General features: G+C 55.7%; 23 protein-coding genes and 1 pseudogene. 14 read left to right on the top strand and 10 right to left on the bottom strand.

What is annotated here, in order from left to right:
• Positions 1-191 precede the first annotated feature (191 nt).
• Positions 192-1,352 (bottom strand): zinc ABC transporter substrate-binding protein, encoded by a 1,161-nt coding sequence (locus D9K61_RS04645; protein WP_120632071.1) that lies wholly within the window; start codon positions 1,350-1,352, stop codon positions 192-194.
• Positions 1,353-1,408: 56 nt separating this feature from the next.
• Between D9K61_RS04645 and D9K61_RS04640 the strand changes: the two genes are divergently transcribed.
• Genes D9K61_RS04640 through D9K61_RS04630 form a run of 3 tightly spaced genes read left to right on the top strand, consistent with a single transcriptional unit; the run spans position 1,409 to position 3,461 of the window.
• Positions 1,409-1,921 (top strand): Fur family transcriptional regulator, encoded by a 513-nt coding sequence (locus D9K61_RS04640; RefSeq protein WP_120632070.1) that lies wholly within the window; start codon positions 1,409-1,411, stop codon positions 1,919-1,921.
• 2 nt (positions 1,922-1,923) lie between these two features.
• Positions 1,924-2,664 (top strand): metal ABC transporter ATP-binding protein, encoded by a 741-nt coding sequence (locus D9K61_RS04635; RefSeq protein WP_120632069.1) that lies wholly within the window; start codon positions 1,924-1,926, stop codon positions 2,662-2,664.
• Positions 2,664-3,461, top strand: coding sequence for a metal ABC transporter permease (locus D9K61_RS04630; protein ID WP_120632068.1), 798 nt, complete (start codon positions 2,664-2,666; stop codon positions 3,459-3,461). The genes D9K61_RS04635 and D9K61_RS04630 overlap by 1 nt, the downstream gene beginning before the upstream one ends.
• Before the next feature lie 178 nt (positions 3,462-3,639).
• On the opposite strand, the gene D9K61_RS04625 is transcribed toward D9K61_RS04630, so the two are convergent.
• From D9K61_RS04625 to D9K61_RS04610, 4 genes are all read right to left on the bottom strand, one after another.
• On the bottom strand, positions 3,640-4,419 hold the full coding sequence (locus D9K61_RS04625) for an IclR family transcriptional regulator (protein ID WP_120632067.1): 780 nt from the start codon (positions 4,417-4,419) through the stop codon (positions 3,640-3,642).
• Positions 4,420-4,430: 11 nt separating this feature from the next.
• Entirely contained in the window at positions 4,431-5,789 is a 1,359-nt protein-coding gene (locus D9K61_RS04620) for a TRAP transporter large permease (protein WP_120632066.1), read from the bottom strand.
• A complete protein-coding gene (locus tag D9K61_RS04615; RefSeq protein WP_120632065.1) occupies positions 5,789-6,454 on the bottom strand; it encodes a TRAP transporter small permease in 666 nt (221 codons plus the stop codon). Before D9K61_RS04615 ends, D9K61_RS04620 begins: the two co-directional genes overlap by 1 nt.
• Before the next feature lie 68 nt (positions 6,455-6,522).
• A complete protein-coding gene (locus D9K61_RS04610) occupies positions 6,523-7,761 on the bottom strand; it encodes a TRAP transporter substrate-binding protein (protein WP_120632064.1) in 1,239 nt (412 codons plus the stop codon).
• A 109-nt stretch (positions 7,762-7,870) separates the two neighbouring features.
• On the opposite strand from D9K61_RS04610, the gene D9K61_RS04605 reads away from it, so the two are divergent.
• Both D9K61_RS04605 and D9K61_RS04600 read left to right on the top strand, forming a co-directional pair.
• Positions 7,871-9,466 carry a GMC family oxidoreductase gene (locus D9K61_RS04605; RefSeq protein WP_120632063.1) on the top strand — a complete coding sequence of 532 codons (1,596 nt, stop codon included), beginning with the start codon at positions 7,871-7,873 and terminating at the stop codon, positions 9,464-9,466.
• Between the two features lie 18 nt (positions 9,467-9,484).
• Positions 9,485-9,688 (top strand): hypothetical protein, encoded by a 204-nt coding sequence (locus D9K61_RS04600; RefSeq protein ID WP_120632062.1) that lies wholly within the window; start codon positions 9,485-9,487, stop codon positions 9,686-9,688.
• 111 nt (positions 9,689-9,799) lie between these two features.
• Here the strand turns inward: D9K61_RS04600 and D9K61_RS04595 are convergent, their stop codons facing one another.
• The gene (locus D9K61_RS04595; protein WP_120632061.1) at positions 9,800-10,477 is read right to left on the bottom strand and encodes a GntR family transcriptional regulator; all 678 of its coding nucleotides are present in this window, start codon (positions 10,475-10,477) and stop codon (positions 9,800-9,802) included.
• A gap of 151 nt (positions 10,478-10,628) precedes the next feature.
• Between D9K61_RS04595 and D9K61_RS04590 the strand changes: the two genes are divergently transcribed.
• Genes D9K61_RS04590 through D9K61_RS04565 form a run of 6 tightly spaced genes read left to right on the top strand, consistent with a single transcriptional unit; the run spans position 10,629 to position 17,361 of the window.
• Positions 10,629-11,687, top strand: a complete 1,059-nt coding sequence (locus D9K61_RS04590; protein WP_120632060.1) for a Gfo/Idh/MocA family protein — start codon at positions 10,629-10,631, stop codon at positions 11,685-11,687.
• Positions 11,688-11,745: 58 nt separating this feature from the next.
• Entirely contained in the window at positions 11,746-12,753 is a 1,008-nt protein-coding gene (gene dctP, locus D9K61_RS04585; RefSeq protein ID WP_120632059.1) for a TRAP transporter substrate-binding protein DctP, read from the top strand.
• A 26-nt stretch (positions 12,754-12,779) separates the two neighbouring features.
• Complete coding sequence (locus D9K61_RS04580; protein WP_120632058.1) at positions 12,780-13,370, top strand: TRAP transporter small permease; 591 nt, start codon at positions 12,780-12,782, stop codon at positions 13,368-13,370.
• The gene (locus D9K61_RS04575; RefSeq protein ID WP_120632057.1) at positions 13,367-14,662 is read left to right on the top strand and encodes a TRAP transporter large permease; all 1,296 of its coding nucleotides are present in this window, start codon (positions 13,367-13,369) and stop codon (positions 14,660-14,662) included. Before D9K61_RS04580 ends, D9K61_RS04575 begins: the two co-directional genes overlap by 4 nt.
• 20 nt (positions 14,663-14,682) lie before the next feature.
• A complete protein-coding gene (locus D9K61_RS04570) occupies positions 14,683-15,456 on the top strand; it encodes an HpcH/HpaI aldolase/citrate lyase family protein (protein ID WP_120632056.1) in 774 nt (257 codons plus the stop codon).
• Between the two features lie 18 nt (positions 15,457-15,474).
• Positions 15,475-17,361, top strand: a complete 1,887-nt coding sequence (locus D9K61_RS04565) for a bifunctional sugar phosphate isomerase/epimerase/4-hydroxyphenylpyruvate dioxygenase family protein (protein ID WP_120632055.1) — start codon at positions 15,475-15,477, stop codon at positions 17,359-17,361.
• Between the two features lie 343 nt (positions 17,362-17,704).
• Here D9K61_RS04565 and D9K61_RS04560 read toward each other — a convergent pair.
• Positions 17,705-17,857: pseudogene (locus D9K61_RS04560) on the bottom strand (IS6 family transposase); the annotation flags it as partial.
• A 257-nt stretch (positions 17,858-18,114) separates the two neighbouring features.
• On the opposite strand from D9K61_RS04560, the gene D9K61_RS04555 reads away from it, so the two are divergent.
• Positions 18,115-18,693 carry a nitroreductase family protein gene (locus D9K61_RS04555; protein WP_120632054.1) on the top strand — a complete coding sequence of 193 codons (579 nt, stop codon included), beginning with the start codon at positions 18,115-18,117 and terminating at the stop codon, positions 18,691-18,693.
• Positions 18,690-19,388, top strand: coding sequence for an EI24 domain-containing protein (locus D9K61_RS04550; protein ID WP_120632053.1), 699 nt, complete (start codon positions 18,690-18,692; stop codon positions 19,386-19,388). The genes D9K61_RS04555 and D9K61_RS04550 overlap by 4 nt, the downstream gene beginning before the upstream one ends.
• Before the next feature lie 6 nt (positions 19,389-19,394).
• Here D9K61_RS04550 and D9K61_RS04545 read toward each other — a convergent pair whose 3' ends face one another.
• Together D9K61_RS04545 and mce are read right to left on the bottom strand one after the other, a co-directional pair.
• Positions 19,395-19,667, bottom strand: a complete 273-nt coding sequence (locus D9K61_RS04545; RefSeq protein WP_120632052.1) for a DUF1467 family protein — start codon at positions 19,665-19,667, stop codon at positions 19,395-19,397.
• A 22-nt stretch (positions 19,668-19,689) separates the two neighbouring features.
• Positions 19,690-20,094 carry a methylmalonyl-CoA epimerase gene (gene mce, locus D9K61_RS04540; RefSeq protein WP_120632109.1) on the bottom strand — a complete coding sequence of 135 codons (405 nt, stop codon included), beginning with the start codon at positions 20,092-20,094 and terminating at the stop codon, positions 19,690-19,692.
• Positions 20,095-20,229: 135 nt separating this feature from the next.
• Here mce and D9K61_RS04535 point away from each other — a divergent pair, with 135 nt between their 5' ends.
• The gene (locus tag D9K61_RS04535; protein ID WP_120632051.1) at positions 20,230-20,949 is read left to right on the top strand and encodes a response regulator; all 720 of its coding nucleotides are present in this window, start codon (positions 20,230-20,232) and stop codon (positions 20,947-20,949) included.
• Positions 20,950-21,213: 264 nt separating this feature from the next.
• Here D9K61_RS04535 and aspS read toward each other — a convergent pair whose 3' ends face one another.
• A complete protein-coding gene (gene aspS, locus D9K61_RS04530; protein ID WP_120632050.1) occupies positions 21,214-22,989 on the bottom strand; it encodes an aspartate--tRNA ligase in 1,776 nt (591 codons plus the stop codon).
• Positions 22,990-22,992 lie beyond the last annotated feature (3 nt).

Raw genomic sequence — 22,992 nt, 5'->3', positions numbered from 1 at the left:
TGAGCATTGCAGCAGTACCGGGGTAAACCCATGTCGTTGGCTCAAGCGTGTGCCGATAGATCAACTCCGGTCATTTGCTTTCCCGCTCGAAGGAATTGCTATCAGGCTCTCCATCTCGCTTTGCTTCGCAAACGGCCGTCACCTGCGCAGAGTTCATCCATCGCAGCTATGTTTACCCCTGACCCGATGAGTCACAAACACTCAGCCAGCGTCTTTGCCATGCTCTGGATAAGTTGGGGGTAAAGGGCCGGACCCGGTTCCAGATCAGATCCAAGCGGATCAATCACACCGGTATTGGCTTCTGTGCCATCCAACACAGTTTCGATGATACCCTGGTTGAACTGCGGTTCGGCCAGAACGCAATCGATACCCTCATCGCGAATACGGCCTTGAATTTCTGCAATGCGAGCAGGGCTGGGGTCTGATGCGTCGCTAAGAGAGATCGCACCGGAAGCTGGGAAATCAAAGGCGTTCTCGAAATATTGATAAGCGTCGTGAAACACGACGAAGGTGCCGCCGCGAACAGGTTCGAGCGTCGCTGACACTTCCATCGAAAGCGCATCCATTTCCTTGCGCGCCGTTGCAGCATTGGCAAAATAGGTGCCCGCATTTTCCGGATCGGCTGACGAGAGTTGCGCTGCAATCACGTTCAGCCAAACACCAGCGTTTTCAGGCGAGAGCCATGCATGCGGGTCATGTGCGCCGTGACCGTGATCGTCGTGGCCTTCATGCTCGTCATGTTTTTCGTGATCGTGGTCATCGCCATCCGTATGGTCATCATCGCCGTCGTCATGAGCGCGTTCTTCGTCCTTGGTATGTTCGTCGCCATGGTCATGATCTTCGTCCTTGGCATGTTCATCGTGATCGTGGTCAGCGTGCCCGTCATCTTCGGTGTGCTCGTCGTGGCCATGATCGCCTTCGTGATCGTGGCTGCCATGCCCGGCATGGTCTTCGTCGCCATGGTCATCGTCATCGCCATGGTCATGCGCTTCGAACAAAGCCCCCTCACGGAAATCCAGAAGGACAGTGCCGTCAGATTCCAGCAGGGTCGTGACGGTTGCCCCGTCAGCAAGGGTGTCTACCGCGCCTTCCATCCAGGGTGTCAGGTCTTCGCCCAGCCAAAACACCAAATCTGCATTTTGCAGGGCCGCAGCTTCGGACGGGCGAAGGTTGTATTCATGCGGGGACGCACCCGGCGGCACAATCAAGTCCGGCGTGCCGACCCCTTCCATCACCCTGGCCACCAATGAATGAACCGGTGCTATGTCGACCGCAACATTCGGAACGTCTGCTACGGCTGCGCTACCCAACAGCGCGGTGGTGATCGAAACTGAAAGAAGCTTTCTGGACATCAGACCCTCTATGTGATTTTATAACGTTACGAGCCGAATACATGATATGGAATAACATGACAAGAGAGACTCAAGCCGCACCTGCCGAAGACCCGGCTCTCGTTGGGTTTCAGAAGCACAATCATGACAACTGCGTTGAAACCGGCTTGGCGACGGCCGAGGCGCGATGCAAAGAGGATGGGCTTCGCCTGACACCGGTCAGGCGCAAAGTCCTGGACCTCTTACTTCAGGAGCATCGGGCGCTGGGCGCCTATGCAATCTTGGATCGGCTGCGGGACGAAGGGTTTGGATCGCAACCGCCCGTGGCCTACCGAGCCCTTGATTTCCTAGTCGAAAACGGATTCGTACATAAGATTGAGCGCCTGAATGCGTTTGTTGCCTGCTCGCATCCCGGTGCCACACATTCGCCTGCCTTCATGATTTGCAGAAGTTGCGACGCCGTGGCAGAAGCCCATTCGGCACCGGCCAAAGGTGCGCTTGGGGCGGCTGCGCGCTCTGTGGGTTTTGAAATAGAACGAACAGTTGTCGAAGCTGAAGGCCTGTGCCCCGACTGTTCCGAAAAGGCGTAGAAATGGAACTGATCACAGTTGAAGACCTCTGTGTGCGATATGGTGCAAATACCGTTCTGCGTCATGTGAACATAACGATCGAACCGGGTGAGATCGTAACAATTGTTGGACCCAACGGGTCGGGTAAGACCAGCCTGCTGCGTGCAATCATCGGGGCGACCAAGCCAGCTGAGGGGCGCATCAGGCAAAGGGCGGGTCTGCGGATTGGGTACGTGCCGCAAAAGCTGCATATAGACCCGACGCTGCCGATTTCTGTCGAACGCTTCATGCGGCTCGCAAGTGGCGTGTCACCTCAGGCGTGCGAGGATGCACTTGAAACTGCGGGTGCGCCGGATCTTTTGAGACGCCAGATGTCACAGCTGTCAGGTGGGCAATTTCAACGCGTTCTGCTGGCAAGGGCATTGATCAGCAAACCCGAGATCCTTTTGCTCGACGAAGCAACGCAGGGACTTGATCAGCCCGGCTCGGCGGCATTTTATCGCCAGATCGAAGCCGTACGCCGTGACACAGGGTGCGCAATTCTGATGATCAGTCACGAACTGCATGTGGTCATGAGCGCATCTGACAGGGTGATCTGCCTGAACGGGCATGTCTGTTGCGAGGGTTCGCCCGCCGTCGTGGCCTCCGCCCCGGAATACCGGGCCTTGTTTGGAACGGGGACCGGCGGCGCGCTTGCTCTCTATCGTCATGACCATGATCATGATCACGACCATGGTGCAGATGCTCAGGAAGCGGCTGAATAATGCTGGATGATTTCATGACGCGAGCAACGCTCGCTGGGGTTGGCGTTGCCTTCGCAGCGGCTCCGTTAGGGTGTTTTGTCGTGTGGCGCCGCATGGCCTATTTCGGCGATGCGACGGCACATGCTGCCATCCTTGGCGTGGCTCTGTCACTGACCTTTCAAATGTCGATCTTCACAGGCGCGCTCGCCGTCGCGTTGATAATGGCGCTGACTGTCACGCTGCTGGCTGGCCGTGGCTATGCGATGGACACGCTTCTGGGCGTTATGGCGCATTCTGCCTTGGCGTTTGGCCTGGTTGCCGTCTCATTCCTGTCAGGCGTTCGTATCGACCTGATGGCGTATTTGTTTGGCGACATTCTGGCTGTATCGCGCACTGATCTGGCGGTGATCTGGGGCGGCGCACTTTTGGTGGTCGCACTGATTGCATGGCGCTGGTCGCGGCTTTTGACCGCGACCCTGAACGAGGAGCTGGCCTATGCCAGCGGATTCGATCCCAAGCGCGAGCAACTGGTATTGACCCTTTCCCTTGCCGTCACTGTCGCCGTTGCGATCAAGGTGGTGGGTGTTCTGCTAATTGCAGCCATGTTGATCATTCCCGCCGCCGCCGCCCGAAGCCTTGCGCGATCACCGGAGACGATGGCGGTCATTGCAGCCGCGATTGGGGCTTTTTCAGCGGTCGCTGGCCTGCGCACGGCCTATGTCTTTGACACGCCGGCGGGTCCGTCGATCGTCTGCGTAGCCGCAGTCCTATTTGCTTTTCTCAGTCTCATTGGCTGGCAGACCCGCAGAGGCGCCTAATTCTTTTGCGCAAGCCAGGGTGTGTTGAGAAGATTTCACCAATCTATTCTGGTTCCCAACTGCGGTTTCGGTCTGTTACATCTGGATCGAAACCATGCTTGGGCGCCCGAAGCTACGCTGCGCCAAAATCGCATTGCGGCTTCGGTTTTCACGGGCGGTAAATCAATGAGGCTGAAACTTAAGGAACGAGCAAACCCGAGAGTTTCTCTGCCCCATCCTGAAGTGAGTTCAAGCACTGAACTAAACTGCCCAAATTGTGACGCTGGGTTGGCGCGTGGACAGAAAGCGTGGCAACGAGCCGGTTATTCTCATCGAAAACTGGAACGGCGACGGCTGCCATTCCCGGCATAAATTCTTCGTCGTCGGTTGAATAACCCCTCTGGGTAATACGCTTGAGCTCCTCTCGTAACACCACTGGGTCTGTCAATGTCTGATCAGTATTAGGGTGCAACTTGCGGGCGGAAAGGTATCCTTCAAGTGTATTCTGTCGGAGGGTAGACAGGTACATTTTACCACTGGCCGTGCAATGAAACGGGACCTGCGTTCCGACAGGTAACTGAATGCGCAGTGGCCATTTCGTCTCAACCCGGTCCAGATAGATCATCCCCTCTCGGTCCGGAATGGCAAGGTTGCAAGTCTCACCGATTTCATCGGCAACCCCGCGCAGAATCGCAAGCCGCGCGGTTCGCAGGTGTTCAGACGACACTGTGTTTACGGAGAGTTGCCGTAACCGAGGACCGGGGCCATAGGATCGCCCATCCAGATCACGTTGCAGAAATCCTTCTGCCTCAGCCGTCTGCAGCAATCGGTGGATCGTTGGTTTTGCCAAACCCAATGCCTCGATCAGATCTGATGGTTTGACCGCAACCCCACGCCTGGCGACCTCTTCCAGGATCAGCAGCAAGCGCAGGTTGGTCGGTATTTGAGTGTCTTTTTCTGGTGTGTCCGCATGGGTCATCCCGCTACATTCTAGTTGTTTGGCAGCAGGATCAAGGCCAGATCGGGTACCAGAGAAACCAATATCCACACAGACAGCAACGCCACAAGATACGGCACGGTGTACCGCAACAGCCGGAAATAGGGCACGCCCGTCACACTGGATGCGACATAGAGGTTCAGGCCGTATGGCGGCGTAATGAATCCAATCGACGCACCAACAAGAAAGATCACCGAGAAATGGATCGGATCAACGCCGACCGACGCGGCAATCGGTGCGAGAATCGGCGCAAGGATGATCGTCACCGGCAGGCTTTCCAGCACCATGCCCGAGAAAAAGACGATGACCATCGATGTGAACAGAACCGCATAGTATCCACCCATTGACGTTACAAAATCACCGATGGTTTGCTGTGCGCCCAGCAGCGATAGTATTTGTTGCATAACCACTGAGATCGCGATCAGTGGTGCAAGAATGCCGGTAATCTGGGCCGAGCGGATGACGATCGACGGAATCTCGGGGATGGTAAAGCCTTCGACGACCAGCATTTCAGCAAAGCTTTTGTCGGTGGGTGAGACGTCGTCACGAGCCCCCATGATACGGTTGATCGGATAGCTGACCAATCCCGCGATGACGCAAAACCCAACGGTAACACCCGCCGCTTCGGTGGGGGAAAACTTACCTGTGTAAATGCCCCAAAGGACGAGGCCGATGGCAAAGAACCCAAGCCACGCGCCAAACGCAGTTTTAAGGATCCGGTTCAGCTGCAACGGGATCAGGTAGCCCCAGCCGTTCATGCGGCAGATGATCCAACAAGCAAATTGCATGCCAATGACCATCAAGGCACCGGGCAGGATGCCAGCTAAGAACAGTTCGGATATCGGTAGGTTCATCAGAAACCCGTAGACGATGAAGATAATCGACGGTGGGATAATAATGCCGACGGTGCCACCAGCCGCCGCTGTCGCGGCGCTAAAGCGTTCGTCATATCCACCCTTGACCATCTCGGGATGCAGCATCGAACCGATGGTGGCTGTGGTCGCAGAGTTCGACCCTGAAATCGCTGCAAACAGCCCGCAAGCGCCCAGAGACGCCATAGCCAGCCCGCCGCGTATCCAACCCAGACACGAGTAGGCAAAGTCGCTCAACCGTCGGGCAATACCTGACTTGTTGATCAGGTCTCCGGTCAGAATAAACAGAGGCATCGCCAGCAGGGCAAAGCCCTTGTTGAACACGTTCAACAATTCGGCGCCCATATTGTCGAGCGTGAGGCCCAACACGAAAGAGCAACCGATCACCCAATAACCGATGACCAGCAGCACCGGCACGCCCAGCATGAAAAGAAACGTAACCCCCAAAGAGATCAGTGTGACAATTGTTCCGTCAGTCATCAGTCTGCCCCAATCACGGCCTGCTTGATCAGCGGCTCGCCTGTTTTCCAATTGCGCAAGTCGTCGGCCAGATTCTGAAACACTCGACCAACCATCAGGAAAAAAGACAGCGGCGCAGCAAGCAGGAACCACCATTGCATGATGTTGTCGGTCCCAAGCACAATCTGGAAGTTCGATGCAGACAGCGCCACCAGTCGCGAGGTCGTCACGATCACGATGACAGCGAAAATAAACCACAAGACTGCGTCCAGAATCAGACAGGCCAGCTGGCCGGCACGCGGCATGGCACTGCGGAATTCACTGAAACTCAGATGCGTGCGCAGACGCACATTGTAGGACGCCCCGAACCAGGCCATGACCATGAACAGCAGTGGCGGAATGGTCGTGGACCAAGGTTCCTGATCATTGAAAACAAACCGGTCGATCACACCCCAGAAGATGATCAGTGCGATGGCGAGGTAGGAATACACCATGACCGATCGTTCAAAGTGGCGCTCGATAAACGGCACCTTGCGGTAAAGCATCATAACGAGAAGACCGCCAATCGCGGCGGCAACTGTGCCAACAACCCAAGCCGCGTCTGATCGCAATGCGGTTTGGATCTCGAACGAATCCTGGCTCAGCAAGGCGCTGAAGATAGCGCCGACATCTGCCCAAAATGACATGAACCCCGTCCTCCCAGTCGGTGTTTAGTGGAACCGGCCCGCGCGCGGCCGGTCCCTAAAAGCTTAGATCAGGCCTCGCCCTTCCACCAACGACGTGGTTCGACGTTCTCTGGCAGTGTATCAGCAGGGATCTCACGCGCGATGTCGTAGATCTCCTGATAAGTGTCGATACCTCCGGCCCATTTGTTCAAACGCTCGCGCCATTCAGCCCAGGGTTCCGGGTTGTAGTTCGGGGCGCACATCTCTTCGGCCAACTTGATCTGATCGTCAGCCAGGAACGCCGCGCGCACACCATTTTCAGCAAAGATCGTGTTCGGCAATTGTGGTTCCGAGAAGCCAACCGTATTCAGCAAGGCCGCTTCGTTGGCCCCCTGAATAAGCGCCTGGGTGAAGTAGGACGATTCCATAACCGCATCCTGCAGTTCACCACCCAGCCCGTCAAAGACGCTGGCCGACATCGAGGTATGCTCGGTTCCGCAGAAGAACTTGAGGTTCACAGACTGCGACACCACCGGCGCCATGTTGGCGTAGGCCACGGCAGATGCCCAAGTTTCAGCGCCATCGATAAGGCCCGTTTTCAACGCATCAAGGGTTTCTTCCCACGCCACCGGAACCGGGTTCAGGTTCAGCAACTGCATCGCGATCCGGCCCAGCTGAGTGCCCGTCACGCGGTTTTTGGTGCCAAACAGTTCTTCCAGTTTCGTAACCGTCGGCTTGTCAGCAAAGGTCGACCCCATTTGCAGGCCACGCAGTTCACAATGGGTGAACAGGAACTTTAGCCCATGCCGTTTTTCAAGCGGTTCACGCAGGATGCGCTGGCTCGCGGGACTATAGAAGAAGTGATACTGCGCCGCACGGCTGGGGAACATGTAAGCATAGTCCAACACGTTCAGATAGGGCGCGCCGCCTGCTGAGTTCTGCGTCGACGCAGCATAGATGTCGACGATGCCCTGCTGTGTTTTCTCGACACAACTTAGCTGACCACAGATCTGATTGTCGCCAATGAACTCGATGCGAATCTCACCATCCGTGCGCTCTTCCAAGTCGCGAGCGAACTCAATTGCCCCTGCCCGCTCGATCAATAGGTTTCTTGTATTGAACCCGGATGCACCGAATTTCAGAGTATGCTTCGGCTCTTTCGAGAACCGTTTTTCATAGGTGGATTCTGCAGCATGCGCCAGATTTGCGAGGCTCATGGCGCCACCGAATCCACCAGCAGCCAATAGCGTGGAGCTCATGCCATACCGGCCTGCCACACGGAAAAAATCTCGCCGCGAAATACCACTTAGTTTTCGACCGATCTCCATTGCTTACCTCCCTGATCGCAATTAATGATACATTTTGTATCAAAAAATGCTAGTATAATTCTGGCATCTTGCATAGAGTTTTTTTCAACGGAGTTTGGAGGACGTGGATATGGAAGTGGATTATGCGATTGTCGGAGCCGGATCCTCGGGCTGTGTCATTGCCAATCGACTGAGCGCTGATCCAAAGACATCCGTGGCCTTGTTGGAGGCTGGCGGGCCAGACACAAACCCTTGGATTCATATCCCCGTCGGCTATTTCAAGACGATGCACAACCCGTCGGTCGACTGGTGTTACCGCACCGAGCCTGATCCAGGCCTGAACGGGCGATCCATCGACTGGCCACGTGGCAAAGTGTTGGGAGGATCATCTTCCCTGAACGGTCTTCTTTATGTGCGTGGCCAGAAAGAAGACTATGACCGTTGGCGCCAAATGGGGAATGTCGGCTGGGGTTGGGATGACGTGTTGCCCCTGTTCAAGCGCAGCGAAGATCAGGAACGTGGCGAGGACGAGTTCCACGGAACCGGCGGACCTCTTGCGGTTTCAAACATGCGCATACAACGACCCATATGCGATGCCTGGGTCGCCGCAGCACAAGCGGCTGGCTATCCGTTCAACCCCGACTACAACGGCGCCGATCAGGAAGGTGTGGGATATTTTCAGCTGACCACCCGCAATGGTCGACGCTGCAGCGCAGCCGTCGCATACCTCAAACCCATCCGGAACCGGCAGAATCTGAACATCATCACGCATGCGCTTGTCAACCGAATCGAGTTGGACGGAAAACGCGCAACCGGGCTGGTCTATCGCGATCGATCAGGTCAGATGAAAACGCTCAAAGTACGCCGCGAGATCATTCTGTCTGGCGGTGCAATCAACTCACCCCAGATCCTGATGCTGTCCGGGATCGGTGACCCGGATCACCTCAAAGACAATGGGGTAGAACCCATTCACGCCCTGCCAGGTGTTGGCAAGGGACTACAGGACCACCTGCAAGCCCGCCTTGTTTTCAAGTGCAACGAACCTACACTGAATGATGAGGTGCGTAGCCTGTTCAATCAGGCGCGTATTGCGCTGAAGTACGCCTTATTCCGCGCCGGACCCATGACAATGGCGGCCAGCCTTGCCACCGGGTTCCTGAAAACCCGCCTGGACGCCCAGACGCCGGACATCCAGTTCCACGTCCAGCCCTGGTCCGCCGATAGCCCTGGCGAAGGCGTACATCCGTTTTCTGCCTTCACCATGTCCGTCTGTCAGCTGAGACCAGAAAGCCGGGGAGAGCTGCGCTTGGATGGCCCTGATCCGTCCACATACGTCAAAATCATCCCGAACTATCTGTCCACCGAAACGGACTGTAGAACAATCGTTGAAGGCGTGAATATCGCGCGCGGTATCGCCCGCCACAATCCTCTGGCCTCCAAGATATCCGAGGAGTTCCGTCCAACGTCGGATCTGTCATGCGACGACTACGAGGGCACGTTGGATTGGGCGAGATCGAACTCTGTCTCGATCTATCACCCAACTGGAACATGTTCGATGGGCACCTCCGAAAAGTCGGTCGTTGATCCAAGCCTGAAGGTGAACGGAATTGGGAACCTTCGTGTCGCCGATTGCTCGATAATGCCCGAGATCGTCAGCGGAAACACAAATGCGCCTGCGATTATGATTGGAGAAAAAGCCAGCGAATTGCTCCGCACGAATCCTTGAGTCAGTTATCAAGGTTCAATGAAGCTGTTTGGCGCACTTCCGTTTGCCGAGGCGATTGATTTGTTCGAGACAGGGCAAATGCGGATGGATTGCGCTTTGTCTTGCCCCGCAAATGTGATCGAAGGCCGTTTGGTGACCTTTGACGACCGGGGCCAAAGCGACCAGTACAAGGCAGTCCCCGCCTGCGTTCCCGACCCCGCCCCCGGTTCGCGAGGCCCCTAGCCGATCAGTACCGAACGGCTGCTTGATCTGATCGGGTTTCGCGTGCGGCACGTAGTAAACCTGACCGGACATAAAAAACGGTGGACCCGTCTGGAAGTTCGCAGCTGAAATCTAGCTTTGCCAGAGCGGACTTTGATTCATCGCTGACAGCGTGTGCTCAAGGCCTTTGCGGATATGTGTTTCCAGCACATCGATGGCTGCAGTGGTGTCCCGTTCAAGTGCGGCATCAAGCATATCGCGGTGTTCGGCGGCGGCGTTTTCACCACGAAACGTCAAAACCAGCATTTGGTAGCGCAGGTACTTTTCGAAAATTGTGCCATGCAGTGCCAACAGGTTCTGCGAATTGCAGGCACTGATCAGGGCTTGATGGAATTCCCAGTCATACCTTTTCCACAACTCTTTTTGCGAGTGATCACCCGACAGCATCTTCTGCTCGACCAGTTGCAACTTGTGGTGCGCCGCCACAAGACGACCCTCCCATTCGGTGTCACCTGCTCTGATCGATGTTTCGAGGGCCGAGCACTCCAGCAGGATCCTCAGGTTCGCAACTTCGACAAGATCGTCTTGCGAAACGGGTTTGACAAAGAAACCGCGCTGTTCGGCAGCGACAACAAAGCCTTCGCTTGCCAACCGGTTCAGAATTTCACGCAAGGTCGAGACGCTGGCCCCGTAGGTTTTGCGCAAGCTATCGAGCTTCAGCTTCGCGCCAGGTGCAAGGTCCCCAAAAATCACGTCACGTTTGACACGTTCATAGGTGTTGGTGCCAACAGTGCTGTTCAGGCGGGTCATATCGCTCTTTCGTCATTGATTGAGCAGATCATAGAGGAAACGAGAGAGAAACCTCAATCCCCATAAAAATCCTGTATAACAAAAAATATCATATATTATTGCGAACATCATAATTTGTGTTAACGTCACCGCGACGCAACCTGGGAACGTGATGTCAAAGTCAGTTAAACTCGCCGTAGTCGGCGCCGGCCTTGTCGGACAACGCCACATCGCTGCTATCGCACACGTCACGGGTGCGAAACTGGTGGCTGTGGTCGAACCATGCGGCGGTGACTTCGGTGATGTCCGTTTGGCATCAGATATTGAGGAGTTGTTTCTGACCACGCGCGTTGACGGGGTGATCCTATCGACGCCGACGCCGATGCATCTGGACGGTGCTCAAGCCTGCCTTGGACGCAGCGTTCCCGTGCTGATTGAAAAGCCATTGGCGGCATCTGTGGAACAAGCGCAAAAGATCGTTCAGGCAAGCGCCGCAGCGCGAACGCCCGTTCTAGTGGGCCATCATCGACGCCATAACCCTATGATCCAAAAAGCCGCGTCTTTGATCCAGTCGGGTGCTATTGGTGATGTCAGAGCAGCGCAGGCGACTTGCTGGTTCTACAAGCCAAACGACTATTTTGAGGCCGCTCTCTGGCGAACAAAAACTGGTGCAGGCCCGATATCCGTTAACCTTGTTCACGATGTTGATTTGATGCGGCACCTTTGCGGCGAGGTCGTTTCAGTGCAGGCGCAACTGGCCCCGTCGCGGCGTGGACATGAAAACGAGGATCTGGCCGCCGCTGTTTTGAGGTTTGCCAATGGGGCACTCTGTACAATTTCGGTCTCTGACAGCATCGTCGCACCATGGAGCTGGGAACTGACAGCCGCTGAATACCCGATTTACCCGGTCACGGATCAATCTTGCTATCATATTGGCGGGTCTGACGGATCGCTGTCGATCCCTGACATGCGGCTTTGGCGTCATGATGGTGACAAGTCGTGGTGGAATGCCATTACTGCCACCACGATGCCTCGCCCTGCGTCCGATCCACTTATCAATCAGATCGCGCATTTCGCAGATGTCATCCGAGGGAAGGAAACGCCCCTCGTCACAGCCGAGGAAGGGTTGCGCACGATGCAGGTTGTCGAGGCGATTCAAACCGCAGCCACCACGCAGTCGACCGTTCAAATCGATGCCTGCGCGGGGATCGCCCCCGAGGCAGCCGAGTAACCAAAACATCAAATCGCCGCCCCAAAAGGGACGGCACACAACGTCTGGGAGGACAAACATGACACTGAAACTGACACGCCGTTTGGCGCTTGCCGGCATGGTCGCGGCCGGGGCCATCTTATCCACGTCTGCATTTGCCGACGGGGATTTAGTACAACTGCGGATGTCCTCATCCGGTTCTGAAACGGACGCGCGTTCCGTTGCTTTGGCAGAAGTTTTCGGCCCGGCCGTCTCGGGATTTGCCTCCTACGAGCCCAGCTACAACGCAACGCTGTTTGATCAGGGCACCGAGCTTGACGCGATCAGCCGCGGGAACCTGGAGATGTCCATCACATCGGCGCAAGAACTGGCACAGTTCTTCCCCGAGTTCTCAATCTTCGCAACAGGCTACGTGCATCAAGACGCCGCCCATCAGGTCCGCGTCTTCAATGATCCACTGATGGAGCCCTTCAAGGCAAAAGTTGAAGACGAGCTTGGCGTGAAGCTGTTGTCAGTCATGTATCTGGGTAGACGCCACGTGAACCTGCGCCAAACGCGCGACGAACTTGACGTCCAAACACCCGCTGATCTGGCTGGCGTGAACCTGCGCATGCCGGGCACGGACGCATGGCAGTTCCTGGGGGCCGCCTTGGGCGCATCGCCAACACCGATGGCATTCTCAGAGGTCTATACAGGCCTGGCAACAGGTGCTGTTGATGGGCAAGACAACCCACTACCGACTGTTGTGGACAAGAAGTTCTATGAGGTAACCAAACAGATCGCACTGACGTCGCATCTGGTTGATCTGAACTATATCGCGATGTCCAAGGCAACCTTTGACGCGTTGACACCAGAACAGCAATTGACCGTTCAGCGTGCCGCTGACGCGGCTGCGTCTGTTGGTCGCTTGCGTCAACTAGATCTTGAGGCGAACCTGACATCGTTCATCGAAGAGAACGGCGTCGAGGTTTATGAACCCGATACAGCCGCCTTCCGTGATCACGTGCAGGCCCAGTATGTTGGCAGCGAGTTTGCAGCCAGTTGGCCGGAAGGTGTTTTGGACAAGATCAACGCGCTTGGTGAGTGAGCGCCTGATCGGTGGAGAGGGTCACAATGAGAACAATTATTCGGTGGACCTCTCGTCTGTCTGAAGCGATCGCAGCCATGATGTTGGCTGCGATCTTTTTCGTTTTTCTTTTGCAGATCGGGTCGCGCTACCTTCCCAAAATCATCGGGTCACTGGGGCTTAGCGAGACGCTGCCGACGCTGGCGGCTGTCGAACCGCTGGGTTGGACGCTTGAGCTGATTGGCATCTTATGGGTTTGGGTGATTTTCTTCACCTGCGCTTTTGTGCTGCGCGAATGGGATCATGTGAAATTCGACATCCTCTATCTGGCGGCCCCGCGCAAACTGCGTGCAGTTTTTGCCATGATCTCGGCCGTGGCGATTGTCGCCGGGATGCTCTATGCCTTTTTGCCCACATGGGACTACATCGACTGGATCAAGCTGCGTAAAACCACAACGGTTCGGAACCCGTTCACCGGCGCTAAAATCCCTCTGCGAACGATATTTTCCATCTACGGCGCCTTTATGATTGTTGTGACCGCCCGCTACGCGTGGCTCGCCGTTGATGTCTTCCGCAATGGGCCGCCAAAAACCGAGCTTGAAGTGGTTCTGGAAGCAGAAGCGGACGAACGCACATGAGTTTTGAGCTTGTTTCCCTGCTTGTCACTCTTTTCGTTCTGGCTGGAATCGGGACGCCGATCGGATATTCGATCCTGATCGCCTCCGTCGTCTATCTTGGTTTGTCCGGCCTGGACGTTGCCTTGGCCGGGGAAAAGATACTGCAAGGCTTTTACAAAAGCGCAATTCTACTGGCGGTGCCCCTGTTCATCGTGGCCGCAAATATTATGAACGCAGGCTCGATCACGGATCGCCTGCTGAATTTTTGCATCGCCGTGGTTGGCCGCTTCAAAGGTGGCATGGGGCATGTGAATGTCGTTGCATCCCTTATCTTTTCGGGAATGTCCGGGTCGGCCGTGGCGGATGCGGCGGGGATTGGAAAGATCATCATTTCAATGATGACCCGCAACGGTCGTTACAGTCGCGGATATGCGGCAGCGATCACCGCGGCCTCTGCCACTATTGGTCCGATCATTCCGCCGTCGATCCCAATGGTGCTTTATGCGTTGGTATCAAATGCCTCAATCGGGGCGTTGTTTCTAGCAGGCATCCTGCCCGGGCTGATCATGGGAATCGTCTTGATGGGCATGAACGGCTACCTCGCCCACAAACGCGGGTTCGAGGTTGAAGAGTCCGTGCCGCTGCGGGAACTGCCAAAAAAGACAGCAAATGCCTTCCCGGCGTTATTAATGCCGGTGATCCTGCTTTACGGCATCTACGGTGGCGTCACGACGCCAACAGAAGCGGCGGCTGTCGCGGCTTTCTACGCCTTGCTTCTGGCCGCTTTGTTCTATCGCGCCCTCACTTGGAAAACGCTTTATCAGGTGTTTGTCGACTCTGCCCGGTCATCGGCTGCGGTTGGCATCGTGATCGGTGGCGCATTCATTCTGAACTATGTGGTGATCACTGAGCAAATTCCGCAGGCAATTTCAGCATTCCTGGACGGTGCGAATATCAGCCCGATCATGTTCCTGATTATGGTCAATATTCTAATCCTTCTGCTGGGCTGCGTGCTGGATGCAACAACAATCATTCTGGTCATCGTTCCGCTGTTCATTCCGACCTGCAATGCATTGGGGATCGATCTTGTGCACTTTGGTGTGCTTGTCGTCGTCAATTCCATGATCGGGTTGATCACGCCGCCCTATGGCATCCTGTTGTTTGTGATCAACGCGGTCACCGATATCCCGCTGCGCGAGATTATCGCGGAAATCTGGGCGTTCCTTGCCGTGCTGATTGCAGCGTTGATTTTGATGATGCTGTTCCCTGATCTGATCCTCTGGCTGCCACGCTTTGCCGGTTATCCGGGCTGAGCCTGCATGGGAGACACGCCATGAAGAATCCAAAGAACCTGTTCAAGGCTGCTTTGCGTCAACGGCACCAACTTGGCATTTGGAACACGATTGGCGGCAACACGGTGCCAGAGTTGTTGGGCGGCGCGGGGTTCGATTGGGTCTTGATTGACTGCGAACACGCAGCGATTGAGACGGTCGAAGTCTTGCCAGCGCTGCAAGCCATCGCATCCAACCCGCAGGTCAGTGCCATTGTCCGGCCGGCAGACAACGACCCAATCCTTTTTAAACGCATCTTGGATATGGGCGCGCAAACATTGCTCGTACCTTATGTGCAGACGGTGGAAGAGGCTGAAGCAGCCGTGTCTGCCATGCGCTATGGACCGCACGGCATACGAGGCATGGCAGGCATGACCCGCGCAACCCGCTATGGCCAGGTCGAAGACTACTTCGACATTGCCTATGACGAGCTCTGCCTCGTCCTGCAGGTCGAAACGATGCAGGGTCTTCGGAACCTGGAAGGTATTGCCCAGACAGAAGGCGTCGATGCGATCTTTATCGGGCCTGCAGACCTGAGCGCGTCGATGGGGCTACCCGGTCAAATGGACCATCCAAAGGTCATCGCGGCCATCAAGGAAGCCGTTGATCAGCTTAAGCTTATCGATGTTCCTGTTGGCCTGATGGCATTGGACCCAGATACCGCTCAGGCCTACATCGCTTCCGGCGTTGATTTCACTGCGGTGGGTGTTGATTTGGTTTTGCTTGCAGACAGTGTTGCCGCGTTGCGTCAACGGTTTGATCCTTCAACCTGGTAACGCGTCAAAGGACCCCTCATGAAAACCTCTATCGCAACTGTGTCGATTGCAGGCAGCCTGCCTGAAAAGCTAGAGGCAATTGCAGCCGCGGGCTATGATGGGATCGAGATTTTCGAACAGGATTTCATGACCCACGATGGCAGCCCCCGTGAAGTAGGAGAGTTGATCCGCGCACTCGGGCTAGAGATCACTCTGTTCCAACCGTTTCGTGATTTTGAAGGGCTGCCAGATCCCTTACGCGCAAAAGCTTTTGATCGGGCGGAACGCAAGTTCGATCTGATGCAAGAACTTGGCACGGATCTGGTTCTGATCTGCTCCTCATGCCACCCGACTTGTCTTGGCGGCATCGATCGGGCAGCACAGGATCTCAACGACTTGGGTGAGCGAGCAGCCAAGCGCGGTTTGCGGGTCGGTTACGAAGCCTTAGCTTGGGGCAAACATGTCAACGATCATCGCGACGCATGGGAAATCGTACGCCGGGCCGATCACCCAAATATCGGCCTGATCCTCGACAGCTTTCACACGTTAGCCCGCAAAACCGACCCAGACACTATTCGTAGCATTCCGGGGGACAAGATTTTCTTTGTCCAACTCGCTGATGCCCCGTTGATCGATATGGACCTGCTGTATTGGTCACGTCATTTCAGAAACATGCCCGGGGAAGGCGATCTTGATATAACCGGCTTTATGCAAGCGGTGATGGCTGCAAGATACAGCGGACCGATCAGCCTTGAGATTTTCAACGATCAGTTTCGCGGCGGCAGCCCCATAACCATTGCAAAGGATGGCTATCGTTCTCTGATCGCATTGATGGACGACGTACGACAAGCCGAGCCCACCGTGCGTGTCGACCTGCCCGACATACCAAAGCGGATGCGGGTCGAAGGGGTTTCGTTTCTTGAATTTGCATCACGTGGCAGCGAGGCGGATGCGCTTGAAACGACTTTGCGCACGCTTGGGTTCCGTCATGCGGGCGAGCATATCTCAAAAAACCTGTCGCTTTGGACAAGCGGTACCATCCGCATCGTCATCAACCGGGAAACCACAGGGTATGCCAGCAGCGCTTTTAACGCCAATGGGACGACAGTTTGTGACATCGGTCTCGACGTCGCAGACGCGCAGTCCACCGTGTCACGTGCAGCCAGCCTGGGGGCGAGCACTTTTTCTCAACCAACGGGGCCCGGAGAGCTGGATATACCAGCCATCCGTGGATTGGGCGGCAGCGTGCTGCACTTCATCGACACGGCCAGTGGCTTGTCAGACGTCTGGACGGTTGAATTCAACGAAGCGCAAACGGCCACCATGGGCAGTGGTCTTCAATGGGTCGACCACGTCGCCCAAACGATGAGCTACGACGAAATGTTGAGTTGGTCACTGTTCTACTCGACGCTGTTCGATATGCAAAAATCGCCAATGGTCGATGTGATCGACCCAGATGGATTGGTCCGCAGTCAAGCTCTCGCGACCCAGGACGGTTCGTTCCGCATCACACTGAACGGGGCCGAAACGCACCGAACAATGGCGGGCCACTTTTTAGCGGATAGTTTCGGAGCCTCCGTGCAGCATATCGCATTCGCATGCGACGACATCTTTGCAACCTCGAGTAACCTCGCGGACACCGGTTTCAAACCCCTTGAGATTTCGCAAAACTACTATGCCGATGTTGCAACGCGATTTGATTTGTCTGAAGAATTCGTCACAAATCTCGCAGCACATAATGTCATGTATGACGAGGACGAAAGCGGCTCATTTCTCCAGATGTACTCGCACCCTTTTTCAGGTGGTCTTTTTTTTGAGATCGTCCAACGGCAACGCAACTATCAGGGCTATGGCGCACCCAATGCGCCTTTTCGTATCGCCGCCCAAAAACGCCATTTACGTCCCAAGGGTATGCCCAAAGTTTAGCTTCGGGCCGGGTTACGCATTCTTAGCCAGGGCCCAATCCCAAACCAAGTGGTGCTCGCTCAACCGGCATCCAAAAGAGGAACGCCCACCGGTGCGAAACCATGTCAGTGACATCCCGCGATTGCCATTGCACTTTCGCCCGCGGCCCAGGCTGCCAAAAGTTCTGTTGTGAACTTTCGAACATGGCGAACTATTTCAGCGATCCCATCAAGGTTAAGCGACCCACTCAGCGAACTCCCAAAACGGACAGAGTCCGGGCGTGATTTGACCCTTGCGGATCATATCCCCACTTCGATTCCGTTGAGTGTTGCCGCAGTTGAGGTGAAGGCTTTGAACACTAGCATCGGGCAGTTTCACCTATTACGCCTGAATATCGCGGTTCCCAGCGGTTTGGTGTGATGTGATCGACCGAGACACCGCGTTCCGCCATGATCTCCTCAAGATCACGATATGACATCCCGTATCGAACGTAGAAGAACACTGCGAACAGAATCATTTCCTTCGGATATTGCGCGCCTTAGAAGGAAATCATGAGCTGACTTTCGACTTAATGTTCCCGGCAGCCATTCACTCTCCAATTTACAAACGTCGATCGTCAAAAGTTTGCGACAGATCCCGCGCCATCGCTTCGCTCCATGGTCCTTGCCTAAAAGGCGCTGGAATGAAATTGATCCCCCAAACCCAACTTCTTGCCCTTGAAACTGCGGCACTGTTGACCAACATACGTAGCGTCGATGTAAAGGAAATTAACATATGCCCTTGAAGAGCCCCGCCGCCCTGGAGTTTCTGCAGTCGCGTCGGTCCCGACCTGCCAAAACACTGATTGCCCCGGCCCCGAACCGGAGTGAATTGATTCCGCTGCTGAAGGCCGCAGCCCGCAGCCCGGATCACGGCAAGCTGGAACCCTGGCGGTTTGTTGTTCTTGAGAAAAGCGCCATGCCGCGTTTGGCCAATCTGACCGAAGAAGCCGGGCGCGCTTTGAACAAAAGCCCGGAAGAAATCGTTAAGGCGCGCAGCCAGTTTGACTTGGGGCATTTGGCCGTTGCGGTCGTTGAAGTTCAAAAACCCTCGGCCAAGATCCCCGCGGTTGAACAAACCTACTCAGCCGGGGCTGTCTGCCTAGCGCTGCTGAACGCTGCTCTGGCCGCGGGGTGGGGCGCGAACTGGTTGTCAGGTTGGCAAACTCATGATCGAGGGTTTTGTGAAAAAGCACTGGGGTTGGCCGAGAATGAACGCGTCGCGGGGCTAATCCACATCGCCACTGAAAGCACCGCCCCTCCAGAACGCCCACGCCCGGACGTTGCAGCACTAACCAAATGGGTTTCTGAATGACCATACTGAATGCATTTTTTGCTGCATTGGGTCAGATTGGTGATCCAAAGTTCCGATCTGTTCTTTTGCGCGGCGTGGGCTTGACGATCCTGCTTTTGATTGCCGCCTGCGCCAGTGCGATCTGGTTCATAAACACGCTGTCCGGGAATGAGATTTCCCTGCCCTTCATCGGTGCAGTACCCTGGTTGAACGACGTTTTGAACTACTCGGGTATATTGTTGGTGCTTGTGCTTCCGGTGTTTTTGATGATGCCCGTTGCCTCGGCCATAACGTCGATCTTTCTGGAAGATGTTGCGCAGGCTGTCGAAGACAAACACTATTCCAGCCTGCCGCCCGCCCAGAAAATCCCCTTCAGCGAAGCCCTTCTGGACGGTCTGAGCTTTCTGGGTGTGCTGATCGCGGCAAACCTGTTGGCCCTGATCCTTTACGCAATACTCACCCCGTTTGCGCCATTCATATTCTGGGGCATGAACGGCTTTCTGCTGGGTCGCGAATACTTCACGCTTGCTGCGATGCGCCGTTTGGGTCGCGACGGCGCCCGAAAGCTCCGGGCCAAGCATTCCACAACCGTTTGGCTGGCGGGAACACTGATGGCAATTCCGCTATCCGTTCCGTTGGTAAACTTGGTGATCCCGATCATCGGTGTCGCCACGTTCACCCACATTTACCATCGGTTGTCCGGTCTCGACTCCTGAAGGATCTCACCGGGGTTCCAACTGATTCAGCCAGTCGAAATCCCGTACCGAGATCACACCTGACAGAATAATCCCGGCGATGATAATCCACAGGATCACCGTTATGCCGGTGGTGATCCACAGCTTTTTCTTCATGTGATGCACTTCCGGAGCACCCGCATGGGTGCCCGGTACAATCTCACCCACATCACCTTGCGTTTTGATGCGAACGGGCAGCACCACCAGCAACGTCATGAACCAGATCACGGCGAACAACACCAAACCGGCTGTTATGGTCATTTCAGGCCCTCCGGGCTGGGGTTCAAACCTGCTCTAGCTCAACAAGACAACCATTGAAGTCTTTGGGGTGCAGGAACAAGACGGGTTTGCCATGGGCACCTATCTTTGGATCACCCGACCCCAGAACACGGGCACCTGTTTCTTTCAGATGGTCGCGTGCCGCAATAATATCGTCCACTTCGTAGCACACATGATGAATGCCGCCCGCCGGGTTCTTTTCCAGAAAGCCGTTGATCGGGCTGTCATTGCCCAGCGGATACAGCAATTCGATCTTGGTATTGGGCAATTCAATGAACACAACGGTCACGCCATGATCCGGCTCGTCCTGGGGCGCGCCGACCTTGGCGCCCAGCGCGCTGCGATATTGCTCGGACGCCGCCTCAAGATCCGGCACGGCAATAGCGACGTGGTTCAGACGACCAATCATGTCATTCTCCTCAGTCCTGCGTTGCATGGGTTATGGGGGCAGACCTGCCAAAGGACAAGTGCGCCAAATCGCCCGTTAACCCTGTGTTAGCCAGAAGTTCCTAGCGTGAAGCATCTGCTGGATAGGAGATTTGCCATGGACGATTCGGGTCCTTTCGCCACCACCGTCGCCACGCCTACCGCGACGCGGCCCTTGTTGGGACAAACCATTCTGGTTGTCGAGGACAGCCGATATGCCTGCGATGTGATACGCCTTATGTGCATGCACAGCGGCGCCAGGATCAGGCGCGCCGATTGCCTGAAATCAGCGCGTCGGCATCTGCAGATCTACCGCCCCTCGGTTATTCTTGTTGATATGGGGTTGCCTGACGGGTCCGGCGCTGATCTGATTGCAGAGCTTTCGAATGCCAGCCCCCGCATCTGCGTCATTCTGGGCATGTCCGGCGACGATTGCACCAAAACCGACGCTCTGGGCGCCGGGGCTGATGGGTTTCTCGCCAAACCGATAGCGTCCATGTCGTTCTTTCAAAGATCCATCCTGGAATTGCTGCCCGAGGATCGACGCCCCAGCGGCCTACACTCGGTTCGCGATGAGGTGATCCAGCCGGATCCCATGGCCTATCAGGATGACATGGCCCATATCGCGGACGTGCTGGCGGGGCCGAATGACCATCGGACATTGGACTACGCGGCGCAGTTCTTGTGCGGCGTGGCGCGAGAAGCAGATGACAATGTGCTGGCGGAAGCCGCTCGTCAGTTGGCCAGGTCGCGTGCACATGGCACACCGATCACCGCGCAAGCCGCAAAGGTTGCAGGTATTGTCCAAGACCGCCTGGAACAAAGGGAGGCAATTTAGAATGGCCACTGCCTATTTCATCACAGCGACCTTATTGTGCCTGTGGGTTTATCGACAGACACGTCACACCGCACGAACAATACGGGTGAACAGAAGCGACCTGAAAAACCCGCTGGACTAATGGTTGTTTGGGGTCCGGAGACAGCCCCGCGCGTGCTGAGTTCGGTTTTTTGGAACTCCGCCGCCTCCGCGCGACCGTTCAGACAGTGGCGCGTGTAGATGACCCTGATCGCACTAGCCTGCAGTTCTGCTTGCGCGTGATGACTAGTCTTGCGGTATGATGCGCAAACCGAGTTCCATCAGTTGATCCGACGTTGGATCAGACGGTGCATCCATCATCAGATCTTCAGCGCGCTGGTTCATCGGGAACATCATCACTTCGCGGATGTTGGCCTCATCCGCCAGCAGCATCACGATCCGATCGATGCCCGCAGCACAACCACCGTGAGGTGGGGCGCCATAGTGGAAGGCGTTGAAGAGCGCGCCAAAGCGGCTTTTGACTTCGTCTTCACCATATCCAGCCAGTTCAAAGGCTTTCAGCATGATCTCAGGTTTGTGGTTTCGGATCGCACCGGAAACCAGTTCATACCCGTTACACGCGAGATCGTATTGATAGCCGCGAACATCCAGAGGGTTTCCCTGCAACGCCTCCATCCCGCCTTGGGGCATTGAAAACGGGTTGTGTTCAAAGTCGATCGCGCCGGATTCTTCGTCCTGCTCATAAATCGGAAAATCCACGATCCAGGCAAAGGCAAAGCGATCTTTTTCAGTCAGATTCAGCTCATCACCGATAACGTCACGCGCCTTGCCTGCGACCTTTTCAAAGGCTTTCGGCTTGCCCCCAAGGAAGAACGCCGCATCGCCGACGCCCAGACCCAATTGCTGGCGAATTGCCTCGGTCCGCTCGGGGCCGATGTTTTTGGCCAGCGGGCCGGCAGCCTCCATGCCTTCGCCTTGATCGCGCCAGAAGATGTAGCCCATGCCGGGCAGACCCTCTTTCTGGGCAAAGGCGTTCATGCGGTCGCAGAACTTACGGCTACCACCACTTGGCGCAGGAATGGCGCGAATCTCAGTCCCTTCCTGCTCTAACAATTTAGCAAAGATCGCAAAACCCGAGCCACGGAAATGGTCGGAAACAACCTGCATCTTGATCGGGTTACGCAAGTCCGGCTTGTCGCTACCATACCAAAGCGCCGCGTCTTTATAGGAAATCTGCGGCCAGTCCTGGTCCACTTTGCGACCACCGCTGAATTCCTCAAACACACCGGTCAATACGGGTTGGATCGTGTCGAACACGTCCTGCTGTTCGACAAACGACATCTCCAGGTCGAGCTGGTAGAAATCGGTCGGAGAGCGGTCAGCGCGGGGATCTTCATCGCGGAAACACGGTGCAATCTGGAAATACTTGTCGAAACCAGACACCATGATCAGCTGTTTGAACTGCTGCGGGGCCTGCGGCAGCGCGTAGAACTTGCCCGGATGCAGGCGCGAGGGCACCAAGAAGTCACGCGCGCCTTCTGGCGAGGATGCGGTGATGATAGGCGTCTGATATTCGCGAAAGCCCTGATCCCACATACGGCGGCGCATCGAGGATACAACGTCCGAGCGCAGGGTCATATTCTGCTGCATCGCCTCACGGCGTAGGTCGAGGTAACGATAGCGCAAACGCGTTTCCTCGGGGTATTCCTGCTCGCCGAACACCATCAACGGCAACTCGTCAGCAGCGCCCAAAACCTCCAGTTCACGTACGTAAACTTCGATCTCACCAGTGGGCAGCTTGTTGTTTACCAGATCGGCTGCACGCGCCTTAACCGTGCCGTCGATGCGAATGCACCATTCGGACCGCACCTTTTCAAGTTCTGCAAAAGCGGCACTGTCACCATCGCACAACACCTGAGTCACGCCGAAATGGTCGCGCAGGTCGATGAACAGCACACCACCGTGATCTCGAACCCGATGCACCCAGCCAGACAGGCGAACGGTTTCGCCAACATTGGCGGCGGTCAGTGCGGCGCAGGTGTGGCTGCGATAGGCGTGCATGGA

The organism is Ruegeria sp. EL01 (assembly GCF_900313035.1).
Lineage (GTDB): Bacteria > Pseudomonadota > Alphaproteobacteria > Rhodobacterales > Rhodobacteraceae > Ruegeria.
This window is presented reverse-complemented; position numbering and strand designations above follow the sequence as displayed.